The organism is Pseudorhodoplanes sinuspersici (assembly GCF_002119765.1).
GTDB lineage: Bacteria > Pseudomonadota > Alphaproteobacteria > Rhizobiales > Xanthobacteraceae > Pseudorhodoplanes > Pseudorhodoplanes sinuspersici.
Map to the genome: position 1 here is coordinate 3,155,519 of NZ_CP021112.1, position 26,566 is coordinate 3,182,084.

Annotated in this window: 27 protein-coding genes and 1 tRNA gene; 11 read left to right on the top strand and 17 right to left on the bottom strand. The window is 60.8% G+C overall.

Features of this window, described 5'->3' with window-relative positions:
- The first annotated feature begins 24 nt into the window (after positions 1-24).
- Positions 25-1,194: a 5-methyltetrahydropteroyltriglutamate--homocysteine S-methyltransferase gene (locus tag CAK95_RS15280; RefSeq protein WP_157699635.1), complete on the top strand. Its 1,170-nt coding sequence runs from the start codon at positions 25-27 to the stop codon at positions 1,192-1,194.
- Positions 1,195-1,262: 68 nt separating this feature from the next.
- Entirely contained in the window at positions 1,263-2,246 is a 984-nt protein-coding gene (locus CAK95_RS15285) for a Bug family tripartite tricarboxylate transporter substrate binding protein (RefSeq protein ID WP_157699636.1), read from the top strand.
- 17 nt (positions 2,247-2,263) lie between these two features.
- Here the strand turns inward: CAK95_RS15285 and CAK95_RS15290 are convergent, their stop codons facing one another.
- Genes CAK95_RS15290 through CAK95_RS15300 form a run of 3 tightly spaced genes read right to left on the bottom strand, consistent with a single transcriptional unit; the run spans position 2,264 to position 6,166 of the window.
- The gene (locus CAK95_RS15290) at positions 2,264-3,508 is read right to left on the bottom strand and encodes an MFS transporter (protein ID WP_086088677.1); all 1,245 of its coding nucleotides are present in this window, start codon (positions 3,506-3,508) and stop codon (positions 2,264-2,266) included.
- Positions 3,509-3,525: 17 nt separating this feature from the next.
- Positions 3,526-3,900, bottom strand: a complete 375-nt coding sequence (locus CAK95_RS15295; protein ID WP_086088678.1) for a hypothetical protein — start codon at positions 3,898-3,900, stop codon at positions 3,526-3,528.
- 4 nt (positions 3,901-3,904) lie between these two features.
- A complete protein-coding gene (locus CAK95_RS15300) occupies positions 3,905-6,166 on the bottom strand; it encodes a TonB-dependent receptor (RefSeq protein WP_245303417.1) in 2,262 nt (753 codons plus the stop codon).
- Positions 6,167-6,459: 293 nt separating this feature from the next.
- On the opposite strand from CAK95_RS15300, the gene CAK95_RS15305 reads away from it, so the two are divergent.
- Positions 6,460-7,110 (top strand): glutathione S-transferase family protein, encoded by a 651-nt coding sequence (locus CAK95_RS15305; RefSeq protein ID WP_086088679.1) that lies wholly within the window; start codon positions 6,460-6,462, stop codon positions 7,108-7,110.
- An 82-nt stretch (positions 7,111-7,192) separates the two neighbouring features.
- Here the strand turns inward: CAK95_RS15305 and CAK95_RS15310 are convergent, their stop codons facing one another.
- Together CAK95_RS15310 and CAK95_RS15315 are read right to left on the bottom strand one after the other, a co-directional pair.
- The gene (locus CAK95_RS15310; RefSeq protein WP_086088680.1) at positions 7,193-8,281 is read right to left on the bottom strand and encodes a DUF1176 domain-containing protein; all 1,089 of its coding nucleotides are present in this window, start codon (positions 8,279-8,281) and stop codon (positions 7,193-7,195) included.
- Positions 8,278-9,171 carry a LysR family transcriptional regulator gene (locus CAK95_RS15315; RefSeq protein ID WP_086088681.1) on the bottom strand — a complete coding sequence of 298 codons (894 nt, stop codon included), beginning with the start codon at positions 9,169-9,171 and terminating at the stop codon, positions 8,278-8,280. The genes CAK95_RS15310 and CAK95_RS15315 overlap by 4 nt, the downstream gene beginning before the upstream one ends.
- A 124-nt stretch (positions 9,172-9,295) precedes the next feature.
- Between CAK95_RS15315 and CAK95_RS15320 the strand changes: the two genes are divergently transcribed.
- Positions 9,296-9,709: a DoxX family protein gene (locus tag CAK95_RS15320; protein ID WP_086088682.1), complete on the top strand. Its 414-nt coding sequence runs from the start codon at positions 9,296-9,298 to the stop codon at positions 9,707-9,709.
- 50 nt (positions 9,710-9,759) lie between these two features.
- On the opposite strand, the gene CAK95_RS15325 is transcribed toward CAK95_RS15320, so the two are convergent.
- The 10 genes from CAK95_RS15325 to CAK95_RS15370 form a co-directional block, all read right to left on the bottom strand.
- Positions 9,760-10,101, bottom strand: a complete 342-nt coding sequence (locus CAK95_RS15325; RefSeq protein WP_086088683.1) for a DUF952 domain-containing protein — start codon at positions 10,099-10,101, stop codon at positions 9,760-9,762.
- Between the two features lie 126 nt (positions 10,102-10,227).
- Positions 10,228-11,598 (bottom strand): sigma-54-dependent transcriptional regulator FlbD, encoded by a 1,371-nt coding sequence (flbD, locus tag CAK95_RS15330; RefSeq protein ID WP_086088684.1) that lies wholly within the window; start codon positions 11,596-11,598, stop codon positions 10,228-10,230.
- Between the two features lie 117 nt (positions 11,599-11,715).
- The gene (gene fliN, locus CAK95_RS15335) at positions 11,716-12,057 is read right to left on the bottom strand and encodes a flagellar motor switch protein FliN (protein ID WP_086088685.1); all 342 of its coding nucleotides are present in this window, start codon (positions 12,055-12,057) and stop codon (positions 11,716-11,718) included.
- Positions 12,054-12,698 (bottom strand): FliH/SctL family protein, encoded by a 645-nt coding sequence (locus tag CAK95_RS15340; RefSeq protein WP_086088686.1) that lies wholly within the window; start codon positions 12,696-12,698, stop codon positions 12,054-12,056. The genes fliN and CAK95_RS15340 overlap by 4 nt, the downstream gene beginning before the upstream one ends.
- Positions 12,698-13,783: a flagellar motor switch protein FliG gene (gene fliG / locus CAK95_RS15345; protein ID WP_086088687.1), complete on the bottom strand. Its 1,086-nt coding sequence runs from the start codon at positions 13,781-13,783 to the stop codon at positions 12,698-12,700. Before fliG ends, CAK95_RS15340 begins: the two co-directional genes overlap by 1 nt.
- Before the next feature lie 14 nt (positions 13,784-13,797).
- The gene (gene fliF / locus CAK95_RS15350; protein ID WP_086088688.1) at positions 13,798-15,447 is read right to left on the bottom strand and encodes a flagellar basal-body MS-ring/collar protein FliF; all 1,650 of its coding nucleotides are present in this window, start codon (positions 15,445-15,447) and stop codon (positions 13,798-13,800) included.
- Between the two features lie 173 nt (positions 15,448-15,620).
- Complete coding sequence (locus tag CAK95_RS15355; protein ID WP_086088689.1) at positions 15,621-16,016, bottom strand: hypothetical protein; 396 nt, start codon at positions 16,014-16,016, stop codon at positions 15,621-15,623.
- 252 nt (positions 16,017-16,268) lie between these two features.
- Positions 16,269-16,544 (bottom strand): CtrA inhibitor SciP, encoded by a 276-nt coding sequence (gene sciP, locus CAK95_RS15360; RefSeq protein ID WP_086088690.1) that lies wholly within the window; start codon positions 16,542-16,544, stop codon positions 16,269-16,271.
- A gap of 161 nt (positions 16,545-16,705) precedes the next feature.
- Positions 16,706-17,431, bottom strand: coding sequence for a flagellar hook assembly protein FlgD (locus CAK95_RS15365; RefSeq protein WP_086088691.1), 726 nt, complete (start codon positions 17,429-17,431; stop codon positions 16,706-16,708).
- A gap of 17 nt (positions 17,432-17,448) precedes the next feature.
- Positions 17,449-18,879 carry a flagellar hook-length control protein FliK gene (locus tag CAK95_RS15370; protein WP_086088692.1) on the bottom strand — a complete coding sequence of 477 codons (1,431 nt, stop codon included), beginning with the start codon at positions 18,877-18,879 and terminating at the stop codon, positions 17,449-17,451.
- A 277-nt stretch (positions 18,880-19,156) separates the two neighbouring features.
- On the opposite strand from CAK95_RS15370, the gene mnmA reads away from it, so the two are divergent.
- The 4 genes from mnmA (at position 19,157) to CAK95_RS15390 (ending at position 21,638) form a co-directional block, all read left to right on the top strand.
- Entirely contained in the window at positions 19,157-20,350 is a 1,194-nt protein-coding gene (mnmA, locus tag CAK95_RS15375; RefSeq protein ID WP_086088693.1) for a tRNA 2-thiouridine(34) synthase MnmA, read from the top strand.
- A gap of 1 nt (position 20,351) precedes the next feature.
- The gene (locus CAK95_RS15380; RefSeq protein ID WP_086088694.1) at positions 20,352-20,999 is read left to right on the top strand and encodes a class I SAM-dependent methyltransferase; all 648 of its coding nucleotides are present in this window, start codon (positions 20,352-20,354) and stop codon (positions 20,997-20,999) included.
- A gap of 78 nt (positions 21,000-21,077) precedes the next feature.
- A complete protein-coding gene (locus tag CAK95_RS15385; protein WP_086088695.1) occupies positions 21,078-21,440 on the top strand; it encodes a hypothetical protein in 363 nt (120 codons plus the stop codon).
- Positions 21,441-21,561: 121 nt separating this feature from the next.
- Positions 21,562-21,638: transfer RNA gene (locus CAK95_RS15390), tRNA-Met, on the top strand.
- A 59-nt stretch (positions 21,639-21,697) separates the two neighbouring features.
- Here CAK95_RS15390 and CAK95_RS15395 read toward each other — a convergent pair.
- Positions 21,698-21,952: a hypothetical protein gene (locus tag CAK95_RS15395; protein WP_086088696.1), complete on the bottom strand. Its 255-nt coding sequence runs from the start codon at positions 21,950-21,952 to the stop codon at positions 21,698-21,700.
- A 546-nt stretch (positions 21,953-22,498) separates the two neighbouring features.
- On the opposite strand from CAK95_RS15395, the gene CAK95_RS15400 reads away from it, so the two are divergent.
- Complete coding sequence (locus CAK95_RS15400) at positions 22,499-23,176, top strand: RNA polymerase sigma factor (protein ID WP_086088697.1); 678 nt, start codon at positions 22,499-22,501, stop codon at positions 23,174-23,176.
- A gap of 23 nt (positions 23,177-23,199) precedes the next feature.
- Here the strand turns inward: CAK95_RS15400 and CAK95_RS15405 are convergent, their stop codons facing one another.
- The gene (locus CAK95_RS15405) at positions 23,200-24,801 is read right to left on the bottom strand and encodes a DHA2 family efflux MFS transporter permease subunit (protein WP_086088698.1); all 1,602 of its coding nucleotides are present in this window, start codon (positions 24,799-24,801) and stop codon (positions 23,200-23,202) included.
- A 137-nt stretch (positions 24,802-24,938) separates the two neighbouring features.
- Here CAK95_RS15405 and CAK95_RS15410 point away from each other — a divergent pair, with 137 nt between their 5' ends.
- Positions 24,939-25,991: a type III polyketide synthase gene (locus CAK95_RS15410; protein ID WP_086088699.1), complete on the top strand. Its 1,053-nt coding sequence runs from the start codon at positions 24,939-24,941 to the stop codon at positions 25,989-25,991.
- Entirely contained in the window at positions 25,991-26,530 is a 540-nt protein-coding gene (locus CAK95_RS15415; RefSeq protein ID WP_086088700.1) for an isoprenylcysteine carboxyl methyltransferase family protein, read from the top strand. Before CAK95_RS15410 ends, CAK95_RS15415 begins: the two co-directional genes overlap by 1 nt.
- The last annotated feature ends 36 nt before the right edge of the window (positions 26,531-26,566 follow it).

Consider the following 26,566-nt stretch of genomic DNA (forward strand, 5'->3'; position numbering starts at 1 on the left):
ACGAAACGATACGGGGAGGCCGATGTGAGCGAGCAGGCAGCGCAACTGGAACGGACATCGCAGCGTGCTGCGCCACAGCATGAGCCGCCGTTTCGCGCCGAGCATATTGGCAGCCTCTTGCGTCCCAAGGAATTGTTGGAGGCGCGAGGGAAATTCGCGCGCGGCGAGATTACGCAGAGCGAGCTGACCGCAGCGGAAGACACAGCAATCCTTGAAGCGATTGCATTGCAGAAGCAGCTTGGCCTGCGCTTCGTCACTGACGGCGAATTCCGCCGCCGTTCCTATCACAGCTTCTTTTACCGGCAACTCGGCGACATCACCATCGATGTCGTGGGCGGCGAGCCGATTGCCGGCGCCGACAACAACGAGGCCGGCAAACGCGGCGCGCAGCCGCTGGCCCTGATCAAGAGCCGGGTGCAATGGACGCATCCCATCAATGTCGATGATTACAGGTTTCTCGCCGCCAATAGCGACTTGATGCCGAAGATCACCATTCCGGGGCCGTGCGCGCTGCATTTCCGGGGTGGCGATCGGGCGGTAAAGGCGCATGCCTATCGCGACATGGATACGTTCTGGAGCGATACGGTCGAGGCCTTCACCAAGGAATTGAATGCATTGGCCGCAGCCGGCTGCCGTTACATCCAGATCGACGAGACCGCGTTCGCCAAATTCGGCGATCCGGAAGTGCAGGCGACGCTGGCGGCGCGCGGAGACGACTGGAATGCGCTGATCGACACCTATATCGACGTCACCAATCAGGTGTTGCGCGCCGCGCCGAAGTCATTGCGTATCGGTATGCATCTGTGCCGCGGCAATCGCGGCGGACAATGGCATGCGCAGGGCAGTTACGATTCCGTCGCCGACCGCTTGTTCAACGCGCTCGATATTCCATTCTATTTCCTCGAATACGATACGCCGCGCGCCGGCACGTTCACGCCGCTGCGCTTCGTGCCACGCCACAAGATGGTGATCCTCGGGCTGATTTCATCCAAGCTGCCGGTGATCGAGCACAGGGATACGGTGCGGACGCGCATCGACGATGCCGTTCGTTTTATCGATCTCGACCGGCTGGCGATCAGTCCGCAATGCGGCTTTGCCAGCGTCGATACCGGCAATCCGGTCACACCGAAGATCCAGTCGGAAAAGCTTCAGCTTGTCGTTGATGTTGCCAAGGAAATCTGGGGAACCGCGTAAGATTCCAAAAGACTGCGCAAGCCGTCAAAAGGACGGCGCGAGAATGATAAAAATCGGAGGAGATGCCTGTGACCCGATTGTCGACGATCGGCCTGTTGGTTCTCTTGTCATTGTTATTATCGCCGCTGGCTCATGCGGACGATACTTATCCATCGCGGCCAGTGCGGCTGATCGCGACCGCCGGACCGGGTGGCAATCCCGACGTGCTGGCGCGGTTGCTGGCGCAGAAACTGTCCGACAGTCTCGGCAAACCATTCGTGGTCGAGAATGTGCCGGGCGCAGGAGGCGTTGTTGCAGCCAAGATGGTGGCGGCAACGCAGCCTGATGGCCATGTGCTGATGCTCGGCGATTCCGGCGGGCTCGCCATCAACGTCGCACTCAATCCCGATGTCGGCTACAGCCCGCTGAAGGATTTCACGCCGATCACAGCATTGGCGACGGTGCCGACCGTGCTGGTGGTCACTGCGTCGGTGCCGGCGCAGACACTCGACGAATTCGTCAAGCTCGCGAAATCGCAGCCGGGCAAACTGAGCTATGGCTCGGCCGGTTATGGCTCGATCCATCACCTGACGATGGCGCTGTTCGAGGAGCGTGCGGGCATCGACCTGTTGCACGTGCCTTATCGCGGCGGTACCGCGCTGGTGAACGGCTTGCTGACCGGCGAAATCCAGGCTGGCTGGTCGGGCTTCCCCAATGTCATCGCGCTGATCGAGACCGGCAAACTGAAGGCGTTGTGCGTCAGCATCCTGAAGCGTTCGCCGTCCTTGCCGAAGGTGCCGACCTGCGATGAACTCGGTTACAAGGGATTCGATATCGCGACCATGATCGGCCTGCAGGCATCGGCCGGGTTGCCGGCGCCGATCGTGGCCCGCATTCAGGCGGCTGCGGCCAAGGCCTTGCGCGAACCCGATGTGACCGAGCGCATGCTGGCGCTCGGGATCGACTTGCAGGAGAACGGCACGGCACAATACCGCACATTCATGCAGGACGATCTGGTCCGCTACAGCGAGGCGGTGAAGCGGCTGAAACTCAGTCCGGCCAAGGCGCCGTAATCGGCATCACGCCGAGGCTATGGTCTGATGTAAGGCGCGGGCGCGCGCATGCCGTAGCTTTTCAAAAGGGAAGTCGTTGCAATCACCGCCGCCGCCGATAGCGCCGTCGCCAGCATGAACAGGACGCCGTATCCCAGCCGGTCCGCGAGGACGCCCGCCAGTAGGCTGCCGATGAGAAAAACGATCAATTGTGCGCAGGAGAGGATGGTGAAATCGGTGCCGGGCTGGTCGGACGACGACACCGACATGAACAGCGAATACAGCGCGACGATCTCCATGTAGCGGATCAGTGTCTGAAACAGCGCCGCGCCGAACAGCGGCGTATAGCCGGCGATCCACCCGAAAGCATGAGAGGCGAACAAGAGGAAACAAAGCGTCCGCAAACCGCCGAGCAACGCAAGCACGCCAGCATTGCCGATCTTGCGCAACAGGATGGCGGCGATGGCCGATCCGGCAAGTCCGGCGGTCGCCGCGCCGCCGCCGGAAATATAGCCGATCCAGTCCAGCGGCACGCCGCGATCGACAAGATACGGCCCCTCCATCGCTTTCACCAATCCTTCGCTGGCGCGATAGATCAGCGCAACCACGAGGATGGCGCGCGCTTCCGGCCGCTTCAGGAAGGCGAGGATCGAGGGCCGGGGCTGGTTTGCGGCCGCTCCTGCCGGATCGCCTTCGCGCATGGCCAAGGCGGCCAGCAGCGGCAGTGCCGAGATGGCGGCGATGATCAGCACGGTGACCGTCCAGCCAATGCGGTCATACAGAACAAGCGCCATCGTGCCGCCGATCACGACACCCAGCGCTATCGCGCCGCCCTGGATCGCATTGCCGATGCCGCGATCACCCTCTGGAAGAAACTTGGTGGCATAGCCGTCGGTCGCGATATCCTGTGTCGAGATCAACAGCGATGCGACGAAGCCGATCGCCAGCACGAATTCGATGCGGGTCGGCGGCGTGAAGGCGAGCACGACAAGGCATGCGATGGTGCCCAGTTGCGTGATGATGATCCATCCGGCGCGATGCCGCCGCGCCATCGGGCGAATGCGGTCGACATAGGGCGCCCAGAGAAATTTCAGCACCAGCGGCAGAAACAGAATGGCGATCAGCCCGATGGCGCTGCGCGACACGCCGGACTGGCGCAGGATCGGCGGCAGCGCGGCCGCGAAGAGGTAGCTCGGGATCGACTGGGCGAGATAGAGACCGGCGAGAATGAAAAACAGGCGGAAGCGGTCGCGCCTGCTGCGGGGCCGCTCGTCCGTCGCCATTGCCGAGGTCGCTGCGCTCACAGCGTATGCCCGGCGATGGTTTCGAGGAAATGCTTGGCTTCGCGTTCATCGCGTGCGCCGATCAGCGGCACCTCGAACAGCTTGCGGAACACTTCGACGCTTTTCGGCGTGACCTTGTCGCGCACGATGGCGATGGCGCGGCAGCGCTCGCGCATGGTGGCGCGGTTGGCCTTGAACCACAAAGCCTGCTCGCGCTCGCCGGCCGGCGACAGCGTGCGTCCATCGCCGAACATGCATAGCAGATAGAAGGGCTCCTCGATCGCGCCGATGCGTTTCAGGCCCTGCAGATAGTAATATTCGTCATCGTCCACATAGGGAATGTGATAGCGCAGCGTCACCAGCCTGTTCGGTTTGATTTCCAGATCGACCATTGCGTCACCACGTCTTGCGGAAGCCCACCGACACCGTCCGTCCGAAAGCATAGACCGGATTGGTGACATCGGGAGCATATTGGCGCGTCGCCGTTGCCGTCGGATTCTGATAGACTTCGTCGAACAGGTTTTGCACGCCGACATAGGCGGTGCCGCCCCAGAGGGGAACGCTGAGCGAGACATTCATGGTCTGGCCGGACTCAAGCTTGTAGTGATTGCCGGCCAGATTGACCTTGCGATCGCGGCCGCTGAAGCCCAGGCCCTCCAGCCGCAGAACGGCCCCGTTGTCAAAGCGGATGTCGCTGTAGATCGTGCCATGGAAGGGCGTCGAGATCCGGTTGTTCTGCAGATAGCTGTCGAGAATGCCATCGTTGTTGGTGTCCACGCGCCCTTCGCGATAGGCGAGCACGGTGCCGACCGCCAGATTGGGATTGACGGTGACTTCGGCGGTGCCTTCGACGCCGGAGATCTTTTCCTTCTGCTGCGCAATAGTGTTGGTGGCCGGATCGAAGTTCACACCTTTGTCCGAGCGGCTGACGAAACCGACGATGTTGCCGCGGAACACAGGGCCGCCCCAGCGGATGCCGATTTCCTGGCTTTCCACGATCTGCGGCTCGAGGCCAAGCTGGGCGTAGCTGATGCTGCGGTTCGTCGTGCAGACAACCGGATTGTTGATGCCGCAGGTATAGGGCAGGGCCTGGGCAGTGCTCGCGAAGTTCAGTCCGGCGCGGCGCGTGTAGGCGCCGATATCCGGCAGCGCATAGCCTTGGCTGAAATTGCCATACAGCTCGATGTCGGGCGTGATCTTGTATGTGGCACCGAAATTGAAGGTCGGTGCGCCATAGCCGAAGTTTCCGCCCTCCACTGGCAGTTTGGGCATTACGGCAAACAGGTTGCCGATCTGCAGGAAAGCCAGCGGACGCACGAAATCATCGACTTTCAGATCGAAATGTTCATAGCGCATGCCGCCGCGCAAGGTGACACGCTCGCCAAGCGGAATCTGCAACTGTCCAAAGCCCGCATAACTGCGCTGGCTCATCGGATTGAAGACGTCTTCGCCATTCGACAATTGCTGGCTGGTGCTGTCGTCGACAAAATCGGCGCCCCAGGTGAACTTCGCACCCCGAATGAAAGGATCGAGTGGCGTGTCGATTGTCAGGTTGATACCGCTGCGCCTGGCGTTCAGCACGGTCTGGTTATATGGCGCTGTCGGGTTGGCGATATTGCCGGAATAGTAGACGACCGAATTGAAGCGCGGATCGAGTGTCGAGAAGGGAAAGGATTTCTCGATGCTGTTGTAGAAACCAAGCAGAGACAGGTTACCGAGCGCGAAATTGGCGTCGGTGTAGCGGGTCGAGAGACTGACGGTGTTCTCGCCGATATCCTGCCCGGTATACGGCGCCGCAAAATTGGGCTGCGAATAGGGCGGCCCATATGTCGTCATATAGGCCGGCTGCTGATTGAGGTAGAAGTAGGCGCCCTGGATTTCGAACCGCTTGCCGTCCGCGAGGTCGTAGCCGAACTTGCCGAGGAAATTGGCATTGCTGTAGCGGTCGCCGCCGCCCTGACCGAGAAACTGGTCGGACGGCAATTCGCGGCCCGCGCCGTCATAGGTTTTGTTGGCGAAGCGGCCGGTGCCGATCATGACATAGTCCCAGCCATTCGGCGCCTTGCCGGTGAGGCTGGCCGACGCTTCCGGCCGCAGCGATGAGCCGATATTGGCGGTGAAGGCGCGCACCGATGTGTTGGTCGTCAGCCTGGGTCCGCCATCGGTGGAGCGTCTGGTGATGAAGTTCGCGGTGCCGCCGGTGGCGCCGGCGCCGTAAAGGCTTGATGCGCCGGCCACCACTTCCACGCGCTCGACCGCATTGAGGTCGATCAGCGAGAGGATGCGGCTGACGTCGCGCAGCGGCGTGTTCAGCGGCACGCCGTCGAGCATCACCAGAAGGTCGCGTCCGCGGAACGATTCGGAGGCGCCGGAAATCGTCTCGTTCGAGACCGAATAACCGGGCACTGTCTTGCCGAGAAGCGCGGACGCGCTGTTCTCGAACTCCAGTTGTTTTTCGATCGTGGCGCGATCCACGACATAGACCGTCGCAGGTGTATCGGCGACCTTTCGATCGGCACGCGCGGCCGTCACGACGATATCGTCGAGTGCAATTGGCGATGATGACAATTGATTCTGCTGGCTTTGAGTCTGCTGTGCAAAAGCCGGAGAGCCGACGATACAGGCTGCCATAGCAGTGCCGACGACACGCGAAAACATACAAGTCCCCCATCCCCATTTGCAGGGATTATTAGGGGCTCATAATACAGCCGGCAAGAATTACTTTGTCGCTTTTAACCGAATACGTGGGATGGTGCAAGCATTATTTTGAGATACTTAAAGCTGCCCTCAGTTTAGAAAGTATCAAATGATCGATTACTTTAGAATTCGTCTGGACTGGTTTGAGCCGGGCTTTCAGCACATAGCCCCATGAATGCGCGATCACAGCGGTACAGCGGCTCTCGGAATACGATGATCGGTCCTTGAGTCATGCCATCAGCTGGAGCCGTCCAATGATCCCCATCATTACCGCCTTTGAACGCTCGCCCGATCGCGGTCAGGGTCTGGCGCGTGATATGCGCGTTCGCTGGGCGCTCGAAGAAGTGGGCCAGCCTTACGACGTTCGTCTTCTTTCGTTCAAAGCGATGAAAGAGCCCGCGCACCTCGCCCTTCATCCTTTCGGACAGATTCCGACCTATGAAGACGGCGATCTTGCCCTGTTCGAGTCAGGGGCGATCGTATTCCATATCGCCGAGCGCCATGCGGGCCTGCTGCCAGATGATGCGAATGCCCGGGCGCGCGCGATCGCGTGGATGTTTGCCGCGCTCAACACGGTGGAGCCGCCGATCTTCGACCGTGCCCTCGTGAGGATCCTTGAACGCGACGAGCCTTGGTATGAGCAGCGCCTGCGTGTCCTCGAAGACAGCATCCGCAAACGGCTGGGCGATCTTTCCAATCGCCTCGGCGATGCCGACTGGCTCGATGGTGCGTTCAGCGCCGGTGACCTGCTGATGGTGACGGTGCTGCTGAGGCTGAAAGGGTCGAGTCTCCTGGAGGATTATCCGAACCTCGCGGCCTATGTCGCCCGCGGTGAAGCGCGGCCAGCCTACAAGCGTGCCTTCGACGCTCAATTGGCGGTTTTCACCGCCGCATCGACCGGCTGATAAAGGCCCGCTCCGGGATCGAAGCGGTCATGGCGTGGCGCGTTTTCTTGACGCGAACCGGTGCCCCACCTGGCGCAAGGTTCTAACGCTGGACTTGCGCCCGATACACGACCGGCCAGTCATCCAGCGGCACACCGTTGCATTCCGACATGAGGAGGGATTGGGCGAGCCGGAAGGCCTTGCCATCCCAGACCCACTCGTCCTCGCTGCCGCAATCGCCGATGCCGCGGCCCTTGCTGAAGCTGGTGATCGTCATGGTCGCTTCGTTGAAACCGGCATTGATCAGGCCGTCCTGCAGTCCGTCCTGGTCGACACCGCCGACCTTGACCGGCCATTTGAAGGATACGGCGCGTGCAGCTTGCGGGTTGTTCGCCGGGCCGATCATGTAGACAGACTGGAAATTGTAGGCGCCGCTGTTTTCCGGACAGGAGAATTCGTAAAGCACCTGGCCGCCGCCGAGTGCATACATCTCTTCCATCTTTGATTTCGGATCGCTCTCGCCGCACAGGGCGCGGCCCTTGGCCTCAAGGCCGGCCGGCTGTCTGGCCGGTGGTTTTTCTGTGGTCGGTTTGGCCGCAACGATCACCGGCGCTTTCGGCTGCGCCGGAATGCTGGAGGCCGGCTTTGCGCCACGCCTGATCATCGCCGTGACCGTGTCGACGCGCTTTTGCTGGTCGTCGATCCAGAGCAAGGCCGCCGCGGCGCCCGACATCGACACATTGGCGGTCGGCGTATCGAGTGTCTTGCCGGCTGCAGGCGTCAAGGTGACGACAATGGATTTGGCCTTGCGGATAGAATCGATGAGCGCCTGGGCCGATGCGCCCTCAGCGAGCACGGTCCGGCGATAGTCATTGCCTTCGCCTTCTTTTCCCGAGAGCGCGCCATCCGGCAAGCCGGGGAGCGCGGGATCGAATGCAATCCGGTAGCTTGCCGCACCGTTCGGATCGACGGAGAGCGTGATCTTGATCGGCGCATTGGCGGCACCCCCGCGCTCGATCCGCAGATAACCGAGAGCTCCTCCCAAATCGGTGCTAAAACCATAAGCCGAGCAGTTTCGCAGATTGTCGCAGGCCGCGTACCAATCCTTGAATGATTTGGTGTCGGATGCGTTGGCTGCTCCGCTCAGCGCCATCGTCGCAAGCGACATCGCAACAAAAGACCGGCCAATCATGCGCTCAACTCCGCGATCCTGCGTTTCACACCGTCGCCAACATTGTCCATGAAGGCACGCACCCGCGCAGTATCCTTCAGCGAACGATGGGTCACGATCCACATCTCGGTCACCAGATCCTTAATGCGCCCGAGCATTGGCACGACGTTCTTCTCACCGGCGGCGAGGTACACGGGAAGCAGCGCGAGGCCAAGCCCGTCGCGAACGGCGACGAACTGATTGACGAAGCCATTGGCGCGAAAGCCGATGCTGGATGCAGGGACATTCTTGACAATCCAGGCGCCGGCCTTGGTGTGGGTGTCATTTTCGGCCCAGCCGATCACCGCATGCTTGTCGAGATCGGCGAGCGTCTTCGGCGTGCCATGTGTCTTCAGATAACCGGCCGAGGCGAAGAAGCTCCATTGCACATCCGCGATCTTGCGGCCGAACAGATCGCCTTGCGAGGGCCGCATTGCGCGGAGGGCCACATCCGCCTCTCGTCGCGCCATATCGATGACGCGGTTCTCGATCAGGAGGTCGACGAGAATGCCGGGGTGCTGACTGCGAAAGCCGGCGATTAATGGCATCAGCACGCGCGCCGCCAAGGTTTCTGAACAGGTGACGCGAAGTTGCCCACTGAGCCGTGTGTCGCGGCCGCTGAGTTCGCGGTCAAGCGCCAACGCTTCGGCCTCCATGCGCTCGGCCGCTTCGATCAGGCGTTGGCCGGCTTCCGTCGGACGATAACCGACCGCCAGCCGCTCGAACAATTTGGAGCCGATGTCCTTTTCAAGCGCGTTGAGCCGCCTGAAGATCGTCGAATGATTGACGCCGAGTGCATTGGCCGCCGCGGCTAGATTGCCGAAGCGCGCAATGGCGAGCACGAAACGCAGGTCATCCCAAACAAAGGCCATCGGCGGCTTCTTGCAAATTTGCAAATACGGCTGGCATTAACGCTCATAGCATTGCGAGATAGCAAAGGCTAGATAGCCACCATCCAATTCACCGCAAACGTATCCCCAACATCAGAGACGAACCATGACGAACACCACCGAATATGGCGCCCTCGTGCTGCGCCTTGCTCTTGGCACGATGTATCTTGCGCATGGCCTGCTCAAGATTTTCGTGTTCACGCTTCCCGGCACAGCGGCTTTTTTCAGTGCGCAGGGCTTTCCGGCCTGGACCGCCTATGTTGTCGTTGCTGCCGAATTGCTGGCGGGTATTGCGCTTCTGATCGGCTTCCAGGTGCGGCTTGTGTCTCTCGCTGGCTTGCCGGTGTTGTTCGGAGCCTTGGCCGTGCATCTGCCGAATGGCTGGGTGTTCTCCGCGGCCAATGGCGGCTGGGAGTATCCCGCTTTCCTGATCGTCGCCTCGATCGTGCAGGCGCTGATCGGGGCAGGCGCTTATGCGGTGAACTGGCCGCTGTCGCGGGCGCGCCTCGCGCATGCGTGATGCGATAAGACAACGATGAGAAAAAGCCGAGGGCATGCCCTCGGCTTTTTTTATGCGAGCGGAGGAAAGACGTGCCGCCCATCATCGCCAAGCGGCAGCGGATCGACACACAGCACCTGTGCGACATCAAGTTTATCATACAGATGCGGAAACAGCGCACCGCCGCGTGACGGCTCCCATTTCAGTGCGTCGCCGAGAAGATCGGCGTCGATATGCAGCAGAACAAGATCGCGCTGACCCGCAAAATGCTTTGCCGCCGTTTCGACGACCTGCTGTGCGGTCGAGAAATGGATGTAGCCGTCCCTCAGATCGACTTCGGAGCCGGCGAAGACACCGGCTTCCTGCGCGTCCTGCCAGAGCGAGGCGGGAACAATTTTGTAGATAATGGTCATGATACGCCCTCGTGTCCCGGGCGCGGCGCGCCGCCGAGCCGGGACCCATGATGGTGTCGGTCCCGGTTCAGCATCGCAGCACTGCGCTTTGCTTGTGCTGCGATGCGTCCGGGACGCGAGACCGTACTATCCCGCCATCCGCACGTCGCCGCCATGCGGCAGTGGCACCGCGACGCCGTCGCCGGCATATTCGTTCAGCTTGTTGCGCAATGTGCGGATCGAGATGCCGAGAATGTTGGCCGCATGGGTGCGGTTGCCGAGGCAATGTTTCAGGGTCTCGAGGATGAGATCGCGTTCGACATCGGCCACGGTGCGGCCGACGAAGGCGCGCGTCACCTGTTCGGCGGCAGCGGCGGCATGCGTCGCTGCGGCCGATTGTGGTGCGGCGTCCAGCCGCTGGCCATCCGGCGTCATCAGCGCATCGGGGCCGATTTCAACTCCGCTGGTGAGCAGCACTGCGCGATGCAGCGTGTTCTCCAACTCACGCACATTGCCCGGCCAGGGATTGAGCGACAACGCCTTGCGTCCATCGTTCGACAGTGGCCGGGGCGGGAGGCCGTTGGCCTTTGAATATTTGTCGATGAAGTGCTCGGCCAAGGCCAGCACATCCTGCGGCCGCTGCCGAAGCGGCGGGATTTTCAGGTTCACGACATTGAGCCGGAACAGGAGGTCTTCGCGAAACGAGCCGTTGCGTGCCGCCTCGGCGAGATTGCGATTCGAGGTGGCGATGATGCGGATGTCGACCGGCACCGGCTTGGTGCCGCCGACTCTGTCGATCACACGCTCCTGGATCGCGCGCAGCAGCTTGGCCTGCAGTCGCACATCCATTTCGGAGATTTCGTCGAGCAGCAGCGTGCCGCCATTGGCTTCCTCGAATTTGCCGATACGGCGTGCGACCGCTCCGGTGAAGGCGCCCTTCTCGTGCCCGAACAATTCCGATTCCAGCAGCGCTTCCGGAATGGCGGCGCAATTGACGCTGATGAAATGTTTCTTGGCGCGCTTGGAGCGCGTGTGGACATAACGCGCCAGCACTTCCTTGCCGGTGCCGCTTTCGCCGGTGATCAGCACCGAGGCGTCGGAGCCGGCGATCTGCTGGGCGAGCTTGACCACGTGGCCCATGCTCTCGTCGCGCCAGACCATCTCGCGGTCGTCGTTGGCGACGGCGGCGAGCACGGCCGCGATCATTTCCGGATCGGGCGGTAGCGGGATGTATTCCTTGGCGCCGGCGTGGATCGCAGCGACAGCGGCTTTGGCGTTATTCTCAATGCCGCAGGCGACGATCGGTGCATGAATATGCTCGCTCGCGAGTTGCATCACGAGCGCCGCGATGTCGATCGCGACATCCACCATCAGAAGATCGGCGCCACGGCCTGAACGCAACACGGCCAACGCCTGATCGGCCGTATCCGCATGCATCACCGACGCGCCTTTATCCATCGCGTATTTGGTGGCGAGCGTCAGCTGACCCTTGAGTGTTCCAACGATGAGCAGTCGCATGTTCTTGTTCTCCTTTCCAGCTCCCTAATGGGAGTGACGAAATGATGGATAGCGAACGGCAGTGTCGGCGCTTGTCTTGTTCTATTCGCTATTCACTTTTCGCCACTCTCGTTCCGATCATCGATCCGCTTTGATGATTTCCGTCATCGTCACGCCGAGCTTGTCTTCAACCAGAACGACTTCGCCGCGGGCGACGAGCCGGTTATTGACGTAAATATCGATCGCTTCACCGACCTTGCGGTCGAGCTCGAGCACAGCGCCCGGTCCAAGCCGCAGCAATTCGCTGACATCCATGCGCGAGCGGCCGAGCACGGCCGAGACCTGCACCGGAACGTCGAAGATGGCTTCGAGATCGGCGGCAGTCTTACCCGTATTCTCGGGCTCGCCGGCCGGCGAAAGACTCATGTCGATCGGCGGTGTTGCGCCGGGTTCGAGATTTGGATACGGCACGTCACTCATTGCTTGCTGCCTTTCAACGAAATGTCGGAAGTCTCTCGCCGGGCCTGCACGAAGCGCCGGACCGTGTCTTCAATTTGCGCATCTGTTGCGGCGCGATCGCGGGTCATGCCGCCATCCGCCCATTCGATGCGGCAATCGCCGATGCCGATGTCGGGCTCCGCCAGGACAACAATGCGGCCATCGAAGCCGGTCTGGCGGGCGATTTCGGCAAGGCGCGTCTGGGCTTCGGCATAGAGTGTGTCATGAACGCGCACGACGACATGCGGCGTCGCCACGAGCTCGCGGAAACAGCCGGCGGCGAGCGCCTGGATCTCGGCGAAGGGCTCACGTTCGATCAAGGCGGAGGCGAGCTTGCGCCCGGTCGTCACCGCGACTTCGATCGCCTCGGCTTCGACACGTTGCTCGACGCCCGACAATCCTCGCGTCAGCGTGTTGAGCGAACGGGCGATATCCTCCATCGCGACGGCGAGCCGCCGGGCGGTTTCGCCCTGCGCTTCCTGCTGGCCGGCGCTGAAACCCTTGCGATAGCCGCTTGTCTCGGCGTCTTCGAGCTTTGCCTGATGGTCGGCGAGCGGAATGGTGTTGGCGACCTTCGGTGCGTCGAAATCGATATCGAACAGGAATTTCGCGGGAGCGCTCATCAATAGACAAGCTCCTCATCGCCGCGCTGCTTGGAAATGACGAGTTCGCCCTTCGCCGCCAAGTCCTTGGCCAGATTGACGAGCAGCACCTGGGCTTCGTCGACATCGCGCAGACGCACCGCGCCCAGCACGCTCATGTCGTCGGTCAGCATCTTGGCCGCGCGCGAGGACATGTTGGAGAAGAAGAACTGCCGCACGGCTTCGTTCGCGCCCTTGAGTGCGATGGCAAGCTTGTCCTTGTCGATATGGCGCATCAGCGTCTGTGCCGAGCCGGCGTCGAGCTTGATCAGGTCGTCGAAGGTGAACATCAGCGCCTTGATGCGTTCGGCGCTGTCGCGATTGTCTTCTTCCAGCGACGTGAGGAAGCGGGTTTCGGTCTGGCGGTCGAAATTATTGAAGATTTCCGCCATCACTTCGTGCGCATCGCGCCGGCGTGACTTGGAAATATTGGACATGAATTCGGTGCGTAGCGTCTGTTCGACGCGATCAATGACTTCTTTCTGGATGGCTTCCATCCGTAGCATGCGATTGACGACATCGAGCGCAATGTCTTCTGGAAGGATCGCCAGCACGCGGGCTGAATGTTCCGGTCGCAGCTTCGACAGCACGACGGCGATGGTCTGCGGATATTCGTTCTTCAGATAATTCGCCAGCACGTCTTCCTGGACGTTGGAGAGCTTCTCCCACATGTTGCGGCCGGCGGGGCCGCGGATTTCGTCCATGATGCCGCCGACGCGATCGGACGGCAGAAATTGGTTCAGCAGGCGTTCGGTGGCTTCGTAATTGCCCATCAGTGAGCCGGAGGCGGACAACCGGCTGACGAATTCGAGCAGCAGGCCTTCGACGAGTTCGGCTTCAACGGTGCCGAGCGTCGACATCACGATCGACAATTCGCGCAATTCGTCGTCGTCGAGCAATTCCCAGATCTTGCCGCCATATTGATCGCCGAGCGCGAGCATCAGCACGGCCGCGCGTTCAGGCCCCTTTAGATTGCGGCTCGGCTTTGTGCCTTCGCCTTGCCGGCCCGCCAGTGTGGCCATGACGGTGGCGATATCACCGCGGTTCTTTTCGGTAGCAGATGACATTTCAATACGTCCGGTTACGCCGCTTCATGCAGCCATTGACGGATGATCGCGACGGTCTCGTGCGGATTGCGATCGGCGAGCTCGCCGACTTTCTGCACCGACTGGGCATGCACCTGGCCTTGAACCTGGGCGATATCGATCATGTTCGAGGTGTGATTGGAGATGGCGATGGCTTCGCCGCTGACGAGTTCGACACCCGGACTGCCGGCCGCGCCGGGCAGAAGGCCGCCAGTTACGGTGCCGTCAGAAAGCCGTGCCGGCTTGTCGGGCGTGACGATCTTGCGCACGAGCGGGCGTACGACGAAGAACAACACGATCAGGCCGAGCAGGCTCATCACCGCCAGCTCGATACCGCGCATGATGTCTTCCTTGGTGAACTGCGCCAGATCCATCCAGCCTTTCGGCTCACTGATCAGGTTCTGCGGTGTTTCGGCGAAGCGCAGGTTGACGACTTCAACCTGGTCGCCGCGCTTCTGGTCGAAACCAATGGCTGAACGCACCAGAGCGGCGATGCGATCCAGCTCTTCCTTTTCGCGCGGCGTGTAGATCGATTCGCCCTTGTCATTCTTTGCGTAGGTGCCGTCGACGAGGACGGCGACAGAGATGCGGTTGACCCGGCCGCCCTCGATCACTTCGGTCTTTGTGGTGCGGGAAATCTCGTAATTGACGATTTCCTCGCTCTTGCGGTTGTCGCTCTTGTTGGCATTGTCCGCGCCGCCGGCTCCTTGACGGTTCTGACCGGCGCCCGGCAATTCATTGCCGACGGTGACCTGGCCGTCGCGTGCTTCCGTGGAGGCAAGCGTTTCCTCGCGTGTCTGGCTCGACCGCACCACGCGGCCTTCCGGATCGAACTTGTCGGTCGTCTGGGTGATGCGGTTGAAATCGAAGTCGGCGGTGAGCTGCACGCGCGCGCGGCCCGGTCCGACCACTGACGAGACGATATTGTCGATCTGCTCGCGCATCCGCCGCTCAAAGGCGACCTTGCGTTCATCGGCGCCGGTCCCGAGACCGCCCTCTTCGTCGGCGCCGTCGGCAAGAAGCCGGCCGGTTTCATCGACAACGGAGACCCGTGTGGGCTTGAGACCGTTGACGGCCGAGGCGGCGAGGTGACGGATCGCGCGGACCTGCTGAGCTTCAAGCCCGCCGCGCAATTTCAGCACGATTGAGGCCGACGGTTCCTGCCGCTCGCGTGAGAAGAGCGGGCGTTCCGGCAGGACCAGATGCACGCGCGCCGCGGCGACGCGATCGATGCTGCGGATGGTACGGGCAAGTTCGCCCTCCAACGCGCGCAGGTGATTGATGTTCTGGACGAAGCTCGTGGCACCAAGCGAATCGGACTTGTCGAAGATTTCGTAGCCGACGCCGCCGCCCTTGGGCAGGCCGCTTTCGGCCAGCTTCATGCGCAGGCGGGTGACCGCGTCCTTCGGGACGAGGATGATCGCACCGTCATTGCGCACCTGGTACGGGATCGCCTGGCGCTCCAGATCGCGGACGATGGCCGACGAATCCTCGAAGGTGAGGTCGGTAAAGAGCGGCGTCATCGGCACGGCTGTGACCCGTAGAATGATGAAGCCGAAAAAGCCGACCAGCGCGACCGCGACGGCGGCCATTGCCATGACGCGCGTAGCGCCTAACGTTTTGATGAAATCGACCAGACCTTGCACCGATCAGTTCCCCCCGACGCGCCATCGCGCGCCTCAACCCGGCAATATTTGCCGCGTATATGGTTTCCAATCGGTTAACGCCGTTAACGTTTGTTAGCTTTTGCTGATCGAGGCATGAAAAAAGGCGGGTGATGAGCCCCCGCCTTCGTCCGTTCCGTGAGTATGCGTTGTCTTCAGTAGAAGCGGCTGCAAAATTGGTATCGGCCATTGCCGATGTCGGTGATGCAGGGGCCGCCCCGGCGGCGCGGTTTGGCATAGGACGCCTTGACCACACGCTTATAGACACGCGGCGCATAGGGATTTGGGACCCGTTTCCAGTAATAGCCCCGGACATAGACATACCTGTAGCCGCGGGGCGTGGAGTAGATCGGTTCGCGGAACGGGTAGCCCATGGTGGTGTCGACCGGGGTCCAGCGGCCGCCATTCGGCCAGACATAGACCGGCACCGCCCTATAGCCCGGTGGCTCGATAAACCCGGCGGCGGCTCCAACGGCAAGCTGGCGAGCGGAGGCCGGGACAAGGGCCATCAAAAGGGTGGCGGCGGCAAAAATAACAGTCCTGAGGGTCATGAGGCGCTCCAGACGAAATCCCGGCGAGTTTATCCGCCCAACTTCCAAACGGGAAGATGACATTGCCAAAGGAAAATGATCTCCTCCGACATTGCCAACGCTAGCGCCATGGGATGAACAAGCCGTTCTCGTAGGTGCGGAGGCGATGTGTGCCTTGAGCTGATGCCGGACACGATCGCCAAAGCAAATAACGCCGCCTCCGCGGGAGGCCGCGTCGCTATTCAGATTCCGCTAACAGACTTTAACGGGTCGTTACTGCCGATACTGCTGGATGCGCGTCGTGCGCAAACCGGCAAGGCCATGCTGCTCGATCGAGAACTGCCACGACAGAAATTCTTCAGTCGTCAGCGTATAACGCTGGCATGCTTCTTCCAGCGACAGGAGGCCGCCGCGAACGGCCGCAACGACTTCCGCTTTGCGGCGGATCACCCAACGCTTGGTCGAAGGCGGCGGTAAATCCGCAATCGTTAGCGGAGAACCGTCCGGCCCGATGACATATTTGACCCTCGGGCGATGAGGTTCGGTCATTGCTTCACTCACACACTCAACCGACAAACTCCCTGGAATGTAGCGTCGGCCGCTTAAGATTTGCCTAAGCGCAACACTCAAATCAGAAATGCTTGTCAACGAAATGTCGTGAAGCAACGTCTTAATCGCTTGTTAAGATGCTGGTTGCGTTGCAATCTGATTTACGAAGCAGGTGCCTCTGTTTCAGGCGTCTCTGGTTCAGGCTCCGGCGTCGGCGCGACATACCGAACAACGCGTTTGATCTTGTCGAGCGTGTAATCCTTGCCGGCAACATTCAAGACCGGTGGTGTTTTCGAGACATCGACTGAATCGACAACGCCCTGAACTTCGGTTGCGACGGCGACGGTCTGGCCTGTCGCGTCCTTCGCGGTAATCGACATCTTGTAGTCGCCGTCGGGCTGCATCACGCCCGATGTATTGCGGCCATCCCACACGAAGTTCTGGACGCCGGCATTGAGAGAGAATGTGCCGGAATAAACGGTAGCGCCGACGGAATTGAGGATGTTGATCGTTGCTGTCGCGGGTTTCGAAGAATTGAAGCTCCAGCCTGCGCTGCCATTCTCGAGGCGGGAGGTTTCGCCATCGAGTGCAACGATGTGGCCGACAAATCCAAGCGCCTGCGTGGACTGTGCGCTCTGTTGCAGCGTGACGAGCGAAGCCAGTTGGTCGTTCCCTTTCAATTGCTGCTCGACCTGCGCGAACTGCACAAGCTGCTGGGTAAACTGATTGGTATCCAGCGGATCGAGCGGGTTCTGGTTCTTGAGCTGGGTCGTCAGCAATTGCAGGAAGGTGGTGAAGTTGTCGGCGAGCGACGTTGTCGCGGTGCTCTTGAGGCTGTCATTGATCGTGGTGGTGACGTTGTTGCCAATGCCGGATGTTGTTGCCATTGTTGTTGTCCTTTATGTCACACGCGGATGTCGACGCCGCTGCGCCCGCCCAGCAGCCGTGCATAGCCGTTGGCTGCTTCGCTTGGTATGATGTCGCTCTCTGCAACGAGAGCCCGAACGCCACGCTGCGTATCGTCATTCTGGCGTTGCTGCGCGAAGCCCTGATCTCGCAACGAAAACTCGAGAGCATTGTCAGATGTCTTGAGACCGGCCTGCTGTAATGCGCGTTCGAGGGTCGATTGATCGCGGCGGAGAAGGTCGTAGGTGTCGGCCCGTTCGATCACGAGGCGTGAGGTGACGTTGCCGTCGCGATCGACATCGAGGCGGACGTCGATACGGCCGAGTTCCGGCGGATCGAGGCGGATCTCAAAACGCGAATTGCCAGCCTTGGCCTGTCCGGCGATTTCGACGGCGATCGCATTGACCGGGACCGCTTGAGCGGTCGTGACAGGTGATGCCTGCGGTGTCGCCGCCGTCGCTGCCGTCGCATGCGCGGGCATGTGGATCGGGACTTGCGACGCGGTATGGTCGGGAGCGAGCTTGGGCGCCGCCGCAAAGTCATCCGGCTTGAAGCCGTGCTCGGTCTTCAATTCCGGTTTGTCGGTATTGGTCTGAGCTTGAGCTGTTGCCGCGTTTTGAACGGCCGGCTGCTTTGCGTGTTTCGCTGCATCGTCCGGTGTTTCGGCTTGCGCTGTCACCGCGCCGGCTTCAGCGTCTGTGGTATCGTCAGCCGCGGTTTTTTCGGTTTTTGGAGCCATCTGCGCTTTGGCCTGCGGGGCGGCATTGGCTGCGGCGGCTTGTTGTCCAGGAACGGCCGGTGTCGTGGTGGAATCCGCCGTGGTTTCGGCAGGCGCTGCGGTTTCGCCTGTCGCATTGCTCTGCTGTTGCTGGCCCGGTGCCGCGTCCGGTGTGGCAGGTGCGGGGATTGCAGTCGGAGTTGGTGCGGCAGCGGTTGGAAGCGGCACAACCTCCGCCGGAACTGTCGGGCTTTCGACCGGCGCCGCGGTGACCGGCGCGGCCACAACCACGATGGCAGGTGCTACAGCGGTGAGGTCGACCAGCGGGACTGGAACAATGCCGGCCACAACCAGGGGGGCATCGGCTTCACTTTCGGTTGCCGGAGCGGATTCACTGACTGTTTTCGCGCTATTGCCTGTTTCGACCGTCTTTTCGGCGGAATCCTCCACAGTTTCCGCCACTTTAGCCTCGTTTCTGGTGGGTTCTGCGGGCGCAGGCTTGTCTGCCGGCGCTTCGCGGTCGATCCGGCGTGATGAGACGCGTTCGTGCCGCTCCGGCCGGCCCGTTTTGGGCATGTCATGACGCTCGGCCTGGCTTTCGATCAGATCGGCGAAGCCGCCCTCGGACTGGCCCATTTTCGATGATGCAGCGCGGGACGATGGCGATGGTCGGTTCAGCAAGGCGAATGCTTCTGATGCAACGCTGGTCACGCTTTGGCCTCCGGAATTTCTGATCGTTCAAAAGAAGGCGTTGCAAGCCATGCGCCAGCCGGCGTGACAAAAAAATGCAATGAAATCAATTGGCTGAGGGGCCGTGGCCGAGGCGCGATCGGCACGACTTTTCGCTCCCCCGGCAAGAAATTCCCAGTTGGGCTTCCTATATGTGGGCTTCGATTGCCTTGCGCCCCGTTGCAACGGTAGAACCTGTCCGAGAGATCGGCGGCAAGAACGAACAATTCCAAGGAGTGCGGCAGCGGCCGCAACCTTCATGATGAATTCACTGGGTCTGGACAGCCGTCCACAGGACACCCGCGTCGTCGTCGCGATGTCGGGCGGTGTGGATTCGTCCGTCACCGCGGCATTGCTGGCGGCGGAGGGATACGACGTCGTCGGCGTCACGCTGCAGCTTTACGATCATGGCGAGGCGACGCACCGCAAGGGCGCCTGCTGCGCCGGCCGTGACATCCACGATGCGCGCCAGGTTGCCGGCACGCTCGGCATTCCGCATTACGTGCTCGACTACGAAACCCGTTTCAAGGAAGAAGTGATCGATCGCTTCGCTGAGAGCTATGTCGCCGGTGAGACGCCGGTGCCCTGCATTTCCTGCAACCAGTCGATCAAATTCCGAGATCTGCTCGACACCGCCAAGGATCTCGGCGCGCAGGTGATGGCGACCGGACATTATATCGCGTCGCGTTCGCTGGTCGGCGGTGGCCGCGCACTCTATCGCGCGCGCGAGGAAGAGCGCGACCAGAGCTATTTCCTGTTCGCGACCACGCGCGAGCAGCTCGACATTTTGCGCTTTCCCCTCGGCGATCTCACCAAGGCGGAGACACGGCAAGCCGCGCGGCGCTTTGGGCTCGCAGTTGCCGATAAGGACGACAGCCAGGACATCTGCTTTGTGCCGCAGGGCCGTTACACCGACATCATCGAGAAGTTGATGCCAACGGCGGCCGATCCCGGCGAGATCGTCGATCTCGATGGCAAGGTGCTCGGCCGCCATAACGGCATCATTCATTTCACTATCGGACAGCGGAAGGGACTCGGCGTTGCCACCGGTACCCCGCTTTATGTGGTTCGGCTCGATTCCCATACGCGACGTGTCGTTGTCGGTCCGCGCGATGCCTTGCGCACGCGCCGCATCGGCCTGCGCGACGTGAACTGGATCGGCGATGGCCGTCTGGCCGAGGCGCTCGATGCCGGTCGCCGGGAGGTATTCGTGAAGGTGCGGTCGACCCGTGCGCCGCAGCCGGCCTGGTTGTCGCTCGGCAGCGACGGCTGCGAGATCGAACTCGTCGATGGCGAGGATGGCGTCGCGCCGGGACAGGCCTGCGTGTTCTATGACGCGCCCGATGGTCAGGCGCGCGTGCTGGGCGGCGGCTTCATCCGCAGCGCAGTTGCGATGACGGCTCGTTCCTCAATCGATACGTCCACGATTGCATCGGCACGACCCGCTGGCTGACATGTCGACGACGAGGGGGCTCGACAAATCGACGATCACCAAGGCCTATGCCCGCTGGGCACCGGTCTACGACTTCGTATTCGGCGCCGTGTTCGAGCGCGGCCGCAAAGCTTCCATTGCCGCGGCCGAGCGTATCGGCGGTCGCATTCTTGAAGTCGGCGTCGGCACCGGCATTTCACTGCCGGATTATTCGCGCCAGAACCGGCTGGTCGGCATCGACATTTCCGAGCCGATGCTGCGCAAGGCGCATGCGCGCGTGCGCGAATTGAAACTCGATAATGTCGAAGTCTTGTCGGTGATGGACGTCGCCCATCTCGGCTTTCCCGACGATTCGTTCGATGTCGTGGTCGCGCAATATGTGATCACCGCCGTGCCGGACCCGGATGCGGCGCTGGATGAATTCGCGCGCGTGCTGAAGCCCGGCGGCGAGATCATCCTCGTCAATCACATCAGCGCCGAAAGCGGCATGCGCCGCACCGTTGAATTGCAGTTCGCGCCGATTGCGAGGCGCCTTGGCTGGCGGCCGGAATTCGAATGGGCGCGTTTGCAAGAATGGATCGACCGCAATCCGCGCATGCGTGTCATCGATCGCACGCCGATGCCGCCGCTCGGGCATTTCTCGATGATGCGGTTCGGCAAAAGCGCCTGAAATTCTCGCTTTCTCACGCCACCTGAAATCGGAACCAACCGGTTTTGCCTTGGGTTGGTGTGTGATTGGGAGTGAATTATGAGCCTTGCATCTCGCGTTTTACCGGCGGCATTGGTTTGTGTCATTCTGGGCGGCGCGCTGTCTTCTGCGCAGCAGCCGAAGGAGCCGGACGTGCCGACGCAACCGGCGCCGCCGAAGCTCGACCCGAAGGCCTGCGCCGACCGCGAGCAGCTTCCGCATGCCGACATCCCCGAGACCGAAGGGCGCGCTCCCGATACGGACGAGCCTCTCAGCGACAAGCTGGCGCGGACCGATGGCGTGATCTGTCCGCCGCTTGGGCTCGATCCCGATATCCGAGCCCCGACACCCAACGGCAGCAAGATGCTGGTCATCCCGCCGCCCGGCAGCCCCGGCGGCGATCCGAATGTGCGGCCAAAATAGCAGTTTTTGCGCATAGCCGGCCGCAATGTCGGTTTATCGGCCAGCTTTGCTTGACAGGTTTTCAGTCCGAACCTTATATCCCGGCACGCTTTCAGGCCTTCGGGCCTGTAGCCGTTTCGGCGGCGGGGTAGCTCAGCTGGCTAGAGCAGAGGAATCATAATCCTTGTGTCGGGGGTTCGAGTCCCTCCCTCGCTACCACCATTCCCCCGACAACTCATCAACTGTTCCCGATCAGTTTGGCAAGCCGTCCCCGGATTTCAGCCTAACCCCTTCTGACCGGCCACCGCACGAACCGTCACGCTACCTGATAGGCGACGGACGGCGGTGATCAGCCTCTCATTTTTCCCGTCCGTGTCGTCAGCCAGCACCGCCTTGAGGTCGGCTAGGTCGCGGCGGTACTGCTCACAGAAGCTGGATGTACCGAAAACTGTGGGTGTCGCGATATCCAGTGCAGCCGTCTTGGCGGCTACTTCGTCGCGTTCGGTCTGAAGCCTCTTGATTGGCTCCGCCATGGCGACGCGATCAAAGGTTCCTTTCAGTGCCAGTTCTGCTGCCCGCTCCAGCTCCCGCTGATTTCGCTGCTGGGACGTTCGAATCGGATGCGTTCTCACTGCCTGCGGAAGCGATTAGGCGCTGCCTCGCAGCGTTGTAGGCGCGAATAGAGTGATTGATCCAATCCGGCTCCGCCAGCGTCCCATTGATCGTGAATGCGTTCCAGCGCAGGCCCGCGGCGGCGTGATACCGCATTTATTTATACAAGCGTGCGCGCGTCCTGTCGTGCTCCTGTACCGATGTCATCGCTTTTTCTGGCCGTGTGAAATCGATGTCGTCACCCACGAGGCTATAAGCAGCGCGTGTGCAGCGATCGATGAACATTGCTGCGACCCGGCCACTTTTGCGCATAAGCCACTGCCGCCGCTCGATGGACTATTGATGCTGCGATTTGCAGCATCCAGATGGCACTCAAGTGACCGAAAGTAATGCCGGCGCGGAGACCGCCGAAATGCCGCGAAGCGCCGGCTATTTTTCACTCCTACGAGATAGACATCATTCGCCCCATGCAAGCCAGCGCACCAAGCCTCGCAACAGCTGCAGCAGATACTCGATGCATTCTGACGCCTGCATTGTCACCGAGCGTTTCGCGAACTTCCAACCGTCGCCGCGACCGTGCCGTCGATCCAGGTAGCATTTCCGCCGGTGAGCGCGAGGTCAGGGCTGGACTTAGCACCTGTCTTACGCGGCTTTGGCGTTATGGTGTTCTGCTCTCGCGTCGGCGCGATGTCGCTGACGATCTCGTACAGGCGACCTTTGTCCGCGCACTCGAACGCGCCAACCAGTTCCAGGCGGGCACACAGCTCGATCGCTGGCTGTTCGCGATCCTGCATTCGATCTGGCTCAATGAGGTCCGCTCGCGCCGGGTGCGGACAGGACAAGGTCAGGTGGACGCCGACCGTGTTCTGATGGTCGATGGCGGCCGCCAGACGGAAGCGCATGTCTTGGCCAACCAGATCCTGTTGCTTGCGGACAGATTGCCATTGGCGCAGAAAACGGCGCTGTGGCTTGCGTATGTCGAGGGGTTGTCATACGGCGAGATCGCCGAGGTAACGCAAGTGCCAATCGGCACGGTGATGAGTCGCCTTGCTGCAGCCCGCGCAAGAATTACCGATAGCACGGTTTTGGATCCCGCTCGGGACGGTGTGCCAAGCCTGTATTTTACTCCCTTGCAGCGCGCATGACGATCGTCTGTATCCGGCCATCCTCATGCCTTCTCGTGCGACATGTGCCGCCGTGCGGGGATGCTGGGCGCTTCTTCTGACATCGCTGTCGCGCTGCGAATGAAAGGCAAGACTGCGAGTGTAACGATGGAAACCGTGGCGATCGATGCCCAAGCGAGGTTGGATGTTTCCACAAAGGCTGCCTTATCGATCAGGGGGGCCACAAGCGCTCGCACGGATGGGTCACCGAGTGCAGCTGGACCGGCGGTCATCATGGAAGGCGGAATGCCGATTGCAATTGCTGTTGCCACGTCCCCAGTCTGTAGATGCGCTAGAATCGCATTGCCGTGCGCCGGTGCGAGGCCATAGATAATCGTATCAATCAGGGCGAGTCCAATAGCTCCACCAAGATTGCGCATCAGATTGAAGAGTGCGCTGGCATCAGGCACCCGCTCAGCCGGGAGATGCCCAAGTGCCAATCGCGTTGGCGGCAGCAGGCAGAACATGATTGCAATTCCACGGAATACCTGCGGCCAGAACATCCCTTGAAAATCTGTGTTGATCGTCTGATGGGCACTTAGGCCGAGTCCGACGGCCAGGAGCGTGAAGCCAAAGGCCGTCAATAGTCGAGCGTCGAACCTGCGCTCCAGCGCGACCGCGACAGGCGCCGTCACAAGCTGCGCAATGCCCGTAACCAGCATGATTTCGCCTATGGCCAGCGCACTATGTCCGCGCACATAGGCGAGGAAGAGCGGCATGAGATAGACCGAACCATAAAGTCCAATGCCAAGAATGAAACTCAACACCGATCCTATCGCAAAGTTACGATCGGACAGCAGCGTCAAATCGATCAGCCGCCGCTCTGCGGAAAGAGTTCGCCGCACGAGGATCATCCCGGCCAAAGCGGTCCAGGTCAAAAGCGTGATGATGAGTGGCGAAACCCAGCCATCGTGCGGTGCCTGCTTGAGTGCGATTTCGAGCGTCGCAAGACCGGTGGCAAGAAGGATGAGCGACGACGAATCGAACTGTTTCAGGAGGCGCCAGTCTGCTGGCTCGCGTGGAAGCCATGCGAGCCCAAGAATCGCTGCAATCAACCCCGGTCCGACATTGATCATGAACAACCAGTGCCAGGAATAAGTCTCAGTGATCCAGCCGCCGGCGATAGGCCCGACTGTCGGGGCAAGGACGGCGAGCGCGCCGGCTATCGTCGTCGCGGTGCCCTGCAGCCGAACAGGAAAGAGCAGAAAGACAGATGCGAAAACGGCGGGAATGAGCGTGCCGCCGGAAAAGCCTTGAAGGACTCGCCAGATGATCAACTCGGTGAAGCCAGTGCTCGCTGCGCATCCAAGAGAGGCGAGCGAGAATGCTAGTATGGCTCCACTGAACAACCAGCGCATGCCGAGCAGGCGCGTGAGAAAGCCGGTCAGTGGAATGGCCACGACCTCGGCGATCAGATAGCCGGTCTGCACCCAGCTCATATCGTCGGGCGCAATGCCTACCGCTTTCTGGATCGTCGGCAGCGACGTCGCAACGATCTGCACATCGAGGATCGCCATGAACATGCCGAAGCACATGATGCCAAAGCCAGCAAATACGTGCGGGCTTGCGGTGACTTCGGCTGATGGCAGAGCAGATCGTTTGATCATGACAGTTTCGCAATGTTTCGCTGTATTGCGCGGTTAACACGCCGGGAATGCATTTATTCATCCGAAGAGCGATCGAATAAATTCAGACATGGCGTGTTTTCGGGTGCCCGTTCAACAAACGAACCAGGAGCACGACCGTGTCTGTTACGATCAAACTTTCCGGCGTCGCCGTCGCTGTGCCGGAGCATGTCATTCGGCAGTCTGATGCTGCAGCGGTGGCAACCCATCTCTTCTCCGAAAAATTGCGAGGCTTTCGGCGGCTTGCGCCTATTTTTGAGAACGCCGGTATCCGAACGCGATATTCAGTGCGGCCACTGTCGTGGTTCTACGAACCGCATGGCTGGGCGGATCGTATGGAGGCTTATATCGATGGAGCGAGCCGGCTGTTCGTCAGGGTTGCAACACGCGCGATTCAACAATCGGGATTGACGGCGAAGGAGATCGACAGCGTTGTTGTGGTGTCCACGACAGGCTTCGCTGCGCCCAGCATTGAGGCTTTGGTTTCAAGCGAGATGGGATTTCGGCCAGATATTGAACGTGTTCCGATTTTCGGGCTTGGCTGTGCAGCCGGTGTCTCTGGCCTGTCGGTCGCGTCGCGGCTGGCTACAGCGCGGCCTGGCACAAAGGTCCTTTTTGTGGCGATCGAGCTTTGCTCTCTTGCGTTTCGCCTCGATGAACCCACGCCGGTGAATGTCGTCGCCTCCGCGTTGTTTGGTGACGGCGCCGCAGCCTGTATCCTGAGTGCTGACGGCGACGGCGTTGCGACTGTAGAATCGACGGGCGAACATCTTTTTGCCGATACTCTCGACATCATGGGATGGCGGGTCGATGACCCTGGACTTGGCATCGTGTTGGCCCAATCGCTGCCGCCTTTTGTCACCTCGCGTATCCGGCCGGCACTCGCCGGAATACTTGCGCGTCATATGCTGCAACTGGGCGATATTGATCGCTTTGTCTGCCATCCCGGCGGAGCCAAAGTGCTCGATGCCTTGGAAAGCGCTTTATCGATAGGGCAGGGCGCCTTGAACGATGAACGCGAAATTCTCGCGGATTATGGCAACATGTCCTCCCCCACGGTGTTGTTTGTCCTCGATCGGGCTATCCGGACCGGCCTGCCGGAGCGTTCGGCGATGGTGGCGATGGGACCCGGCTTTTCGACAAGCTGCGTGACATTGAGGAGGGCAGCGTGATGGTCTGGATTTCGGTTGCGCTTCTCGGCGCGGTTACGCTGCAGCGGCTTGCGGAGCTCATCTATTCAAGACGAAATACAGCACGGCTTCTGGCGCAAGGTGCATATGAGGTCGCGCCGGAACATTATCCCTTTATGGTCCTGCTGCATGCCGCCTGGCTTTCCGGCTTGTGGTTGCTCGCTCCGGCGCGGCCAATCAACTTGTTCTGGTTCGCACTCTTCGCCATAGCGCAGGTGATGCGGGTATGGGTGCTGACCACGTTGAAAACGCGCTGGACGACGAGAATTATCGTTTTGCCGGGAGCGCCACTTGTAGGCAAGGGTCCCTACCGCTTTTTGCGCCATCCGAATTATGCAGTCGTTGTCGTAGAGATCGCTGCGCTTCCGCTCGCATTCGGTTTGCCGCTCTATGCCTTTGTTTTCTCTGTCTTGAATGCAATCATTCTGTTCGTTCGCATCAGGGCAGAGAATGCCGCGCTTGGGATCAATGCGAGGACATCTAGGCCGGCAGGGGATCCGAACGAGGTTGCGACTTTGTAACCCGGTGCAGCAATTATCTCATTTGAGGCGCAAGAA

Bases quoted from the DNA above. Each gene is read 5' to 3' on its own strand.
- CAK95_RS15365 (WP_086088691.1), bottom strand. From the start codon at position 17,431: ATGGCAACAACATCCGGCATTGGCAACAACGTCACCACCACGATCAAT.
- CAK95_RS15320 (WP_086088682.1), top strand. From the start codon at position 9,296: ATGACGAACACCACCGAATATGGCGCCCTCGTGCTGCGCCTTGCTCTT.
- CAK95_RS15405 (WP_086088698.1), bottom strand. From the start codon at position 24,801: ATGATCAAACGATCTGCTCTGCCATCAGCCGAAGTCACCGCAAGCCCG.
- fliN (WP_086088685.1), bottom strand. From the start codon at position 12,057: ATGAGTGACGTGCCGTATCCAAATCTCGAACCCGGCGCAACACCGCCG.
- CAK95_RS15300 (WP_245303417.1), bottom strand. From the start codon at position 6,166: ATGTTTTCGCGTGTCGTCGGCACTGCTATGGCAGCCTGTATCGTCGGC.
- mnmA (WP_086088693.1), top strand. From the start codon at position 19,157: ATGATGAATTCACTGGGTCTGGACAGCCGTCCACAGGACACCCGCGTC.
- CAK95_RS15415 (WP_086088700.1), top strand. From the start codon at position 25,991: ATGGTCTGGATTTCGGTTGCGCTTCTCGGCGCGGTTACGCTGCAGCGG.
- fliG (WP_086088687.1), bottom strand. From the start codon at position 13,783: ATGTCATCTGCTACCGAAAAGAACCGCGGTGATATCGCCACCGTCATG.
- CAK95_RS15385 (WP_086088695.1), top strand. From the start codon at position 21,078: ATGAGCCTTGCATCTCGCGTTTTACCGGCGGCATTGGTTTGTGTCATT.
- sciP (WP_086088690.1), bottom strand. From the start codon at position 16,544: ATGACCGAACCTCATCGCCCGAGGGTCAAATATGTCATCGGGCCGGAC.
- CAK95_RS15305 (WP_086088679.1), top strand. From the start codon at position 6,460: ATGATCCCCATCATTACCGCCTTTGAACGCTCGCCCGATCGCGGTCAG.
- CAK95_RS15310 (WP_086088680.1), bottom strand. From the start codon at position 8,281: ATGATTGGCCGGTCTTTTGTTGCGATGTCGCTTGCGACGATGGCGCTG.
- CAK95_RS15290 (WP_086088677.1), bottom strand. From the start codon at position 3,508: ATGGCGACGGACGAGCGGCCCCGCAGCAGGCGCGACCGCTTCCGCCTG.
- flbD (WP_086088684.1), bottom strand. From the start codon at position 11,598: ATGCGACTGCTCATCGTTGGAACACTCAAGGGTCAGCTGACGCTCGCC.
- CAK95_RS15340 (WP_086088686.1), bottom strand. From the start codon at position 12,698: ATGAGCGCTCCCGCGAAATTCCTGTTCGATATCGATTTCGACGCACCG.
- CAK95_RS15295 (WP_086088678.1), bottom strand. From the start codon at position 3,900: ATGGTCGATCTGGAAATCAAACCGAACAGGCTGGTGACGCTGCGCTAT.
- CAK95_RS15355 (WP_086088689.1), bottom strand. From the start codon at position 16,016: ATGACCCTCAGGACTGTTATTTTTGCCGCCGCCACCCTTTTGATGGCC.
- CAK95_RS15325 (WP_086088683.1), bottom strand. From the start codon at position 10,101: ATGACCATTATCTACAAAATTGTTCCCGCCTCGCTCTGGCAGGACGCG.
- CAK95_RS15400 (WP_086088697.1), top strand. From the start codon at position 22,499: ATGCAAGCCAGCGCACCAAGCCTCGCAACAGCTGCAGCAGATACTCGA.
- CAK95_RS15380 (WP_086088694.1), top strand. From the start codon at position 20,352: ATGTCGACGACGAGGGGGCTCGACAAATCGACGATCACCAAGGCCTAT.
- CAK95_RS15315 (WP_086088681.1), bottom strand. From the start codon at position 9,171: ATGGCCTTTGTTTGGGATGACCTGCGTTTCGTGCTCGCCATTGCGCGC.
- CAK95_RS15395 (WP_086088696.1), bottom strand. From the start codon at position 21,952: ATGGCGGAGCCAATCAAGAGGCTTCAGACCGAACGCGACGAAGTAGCC.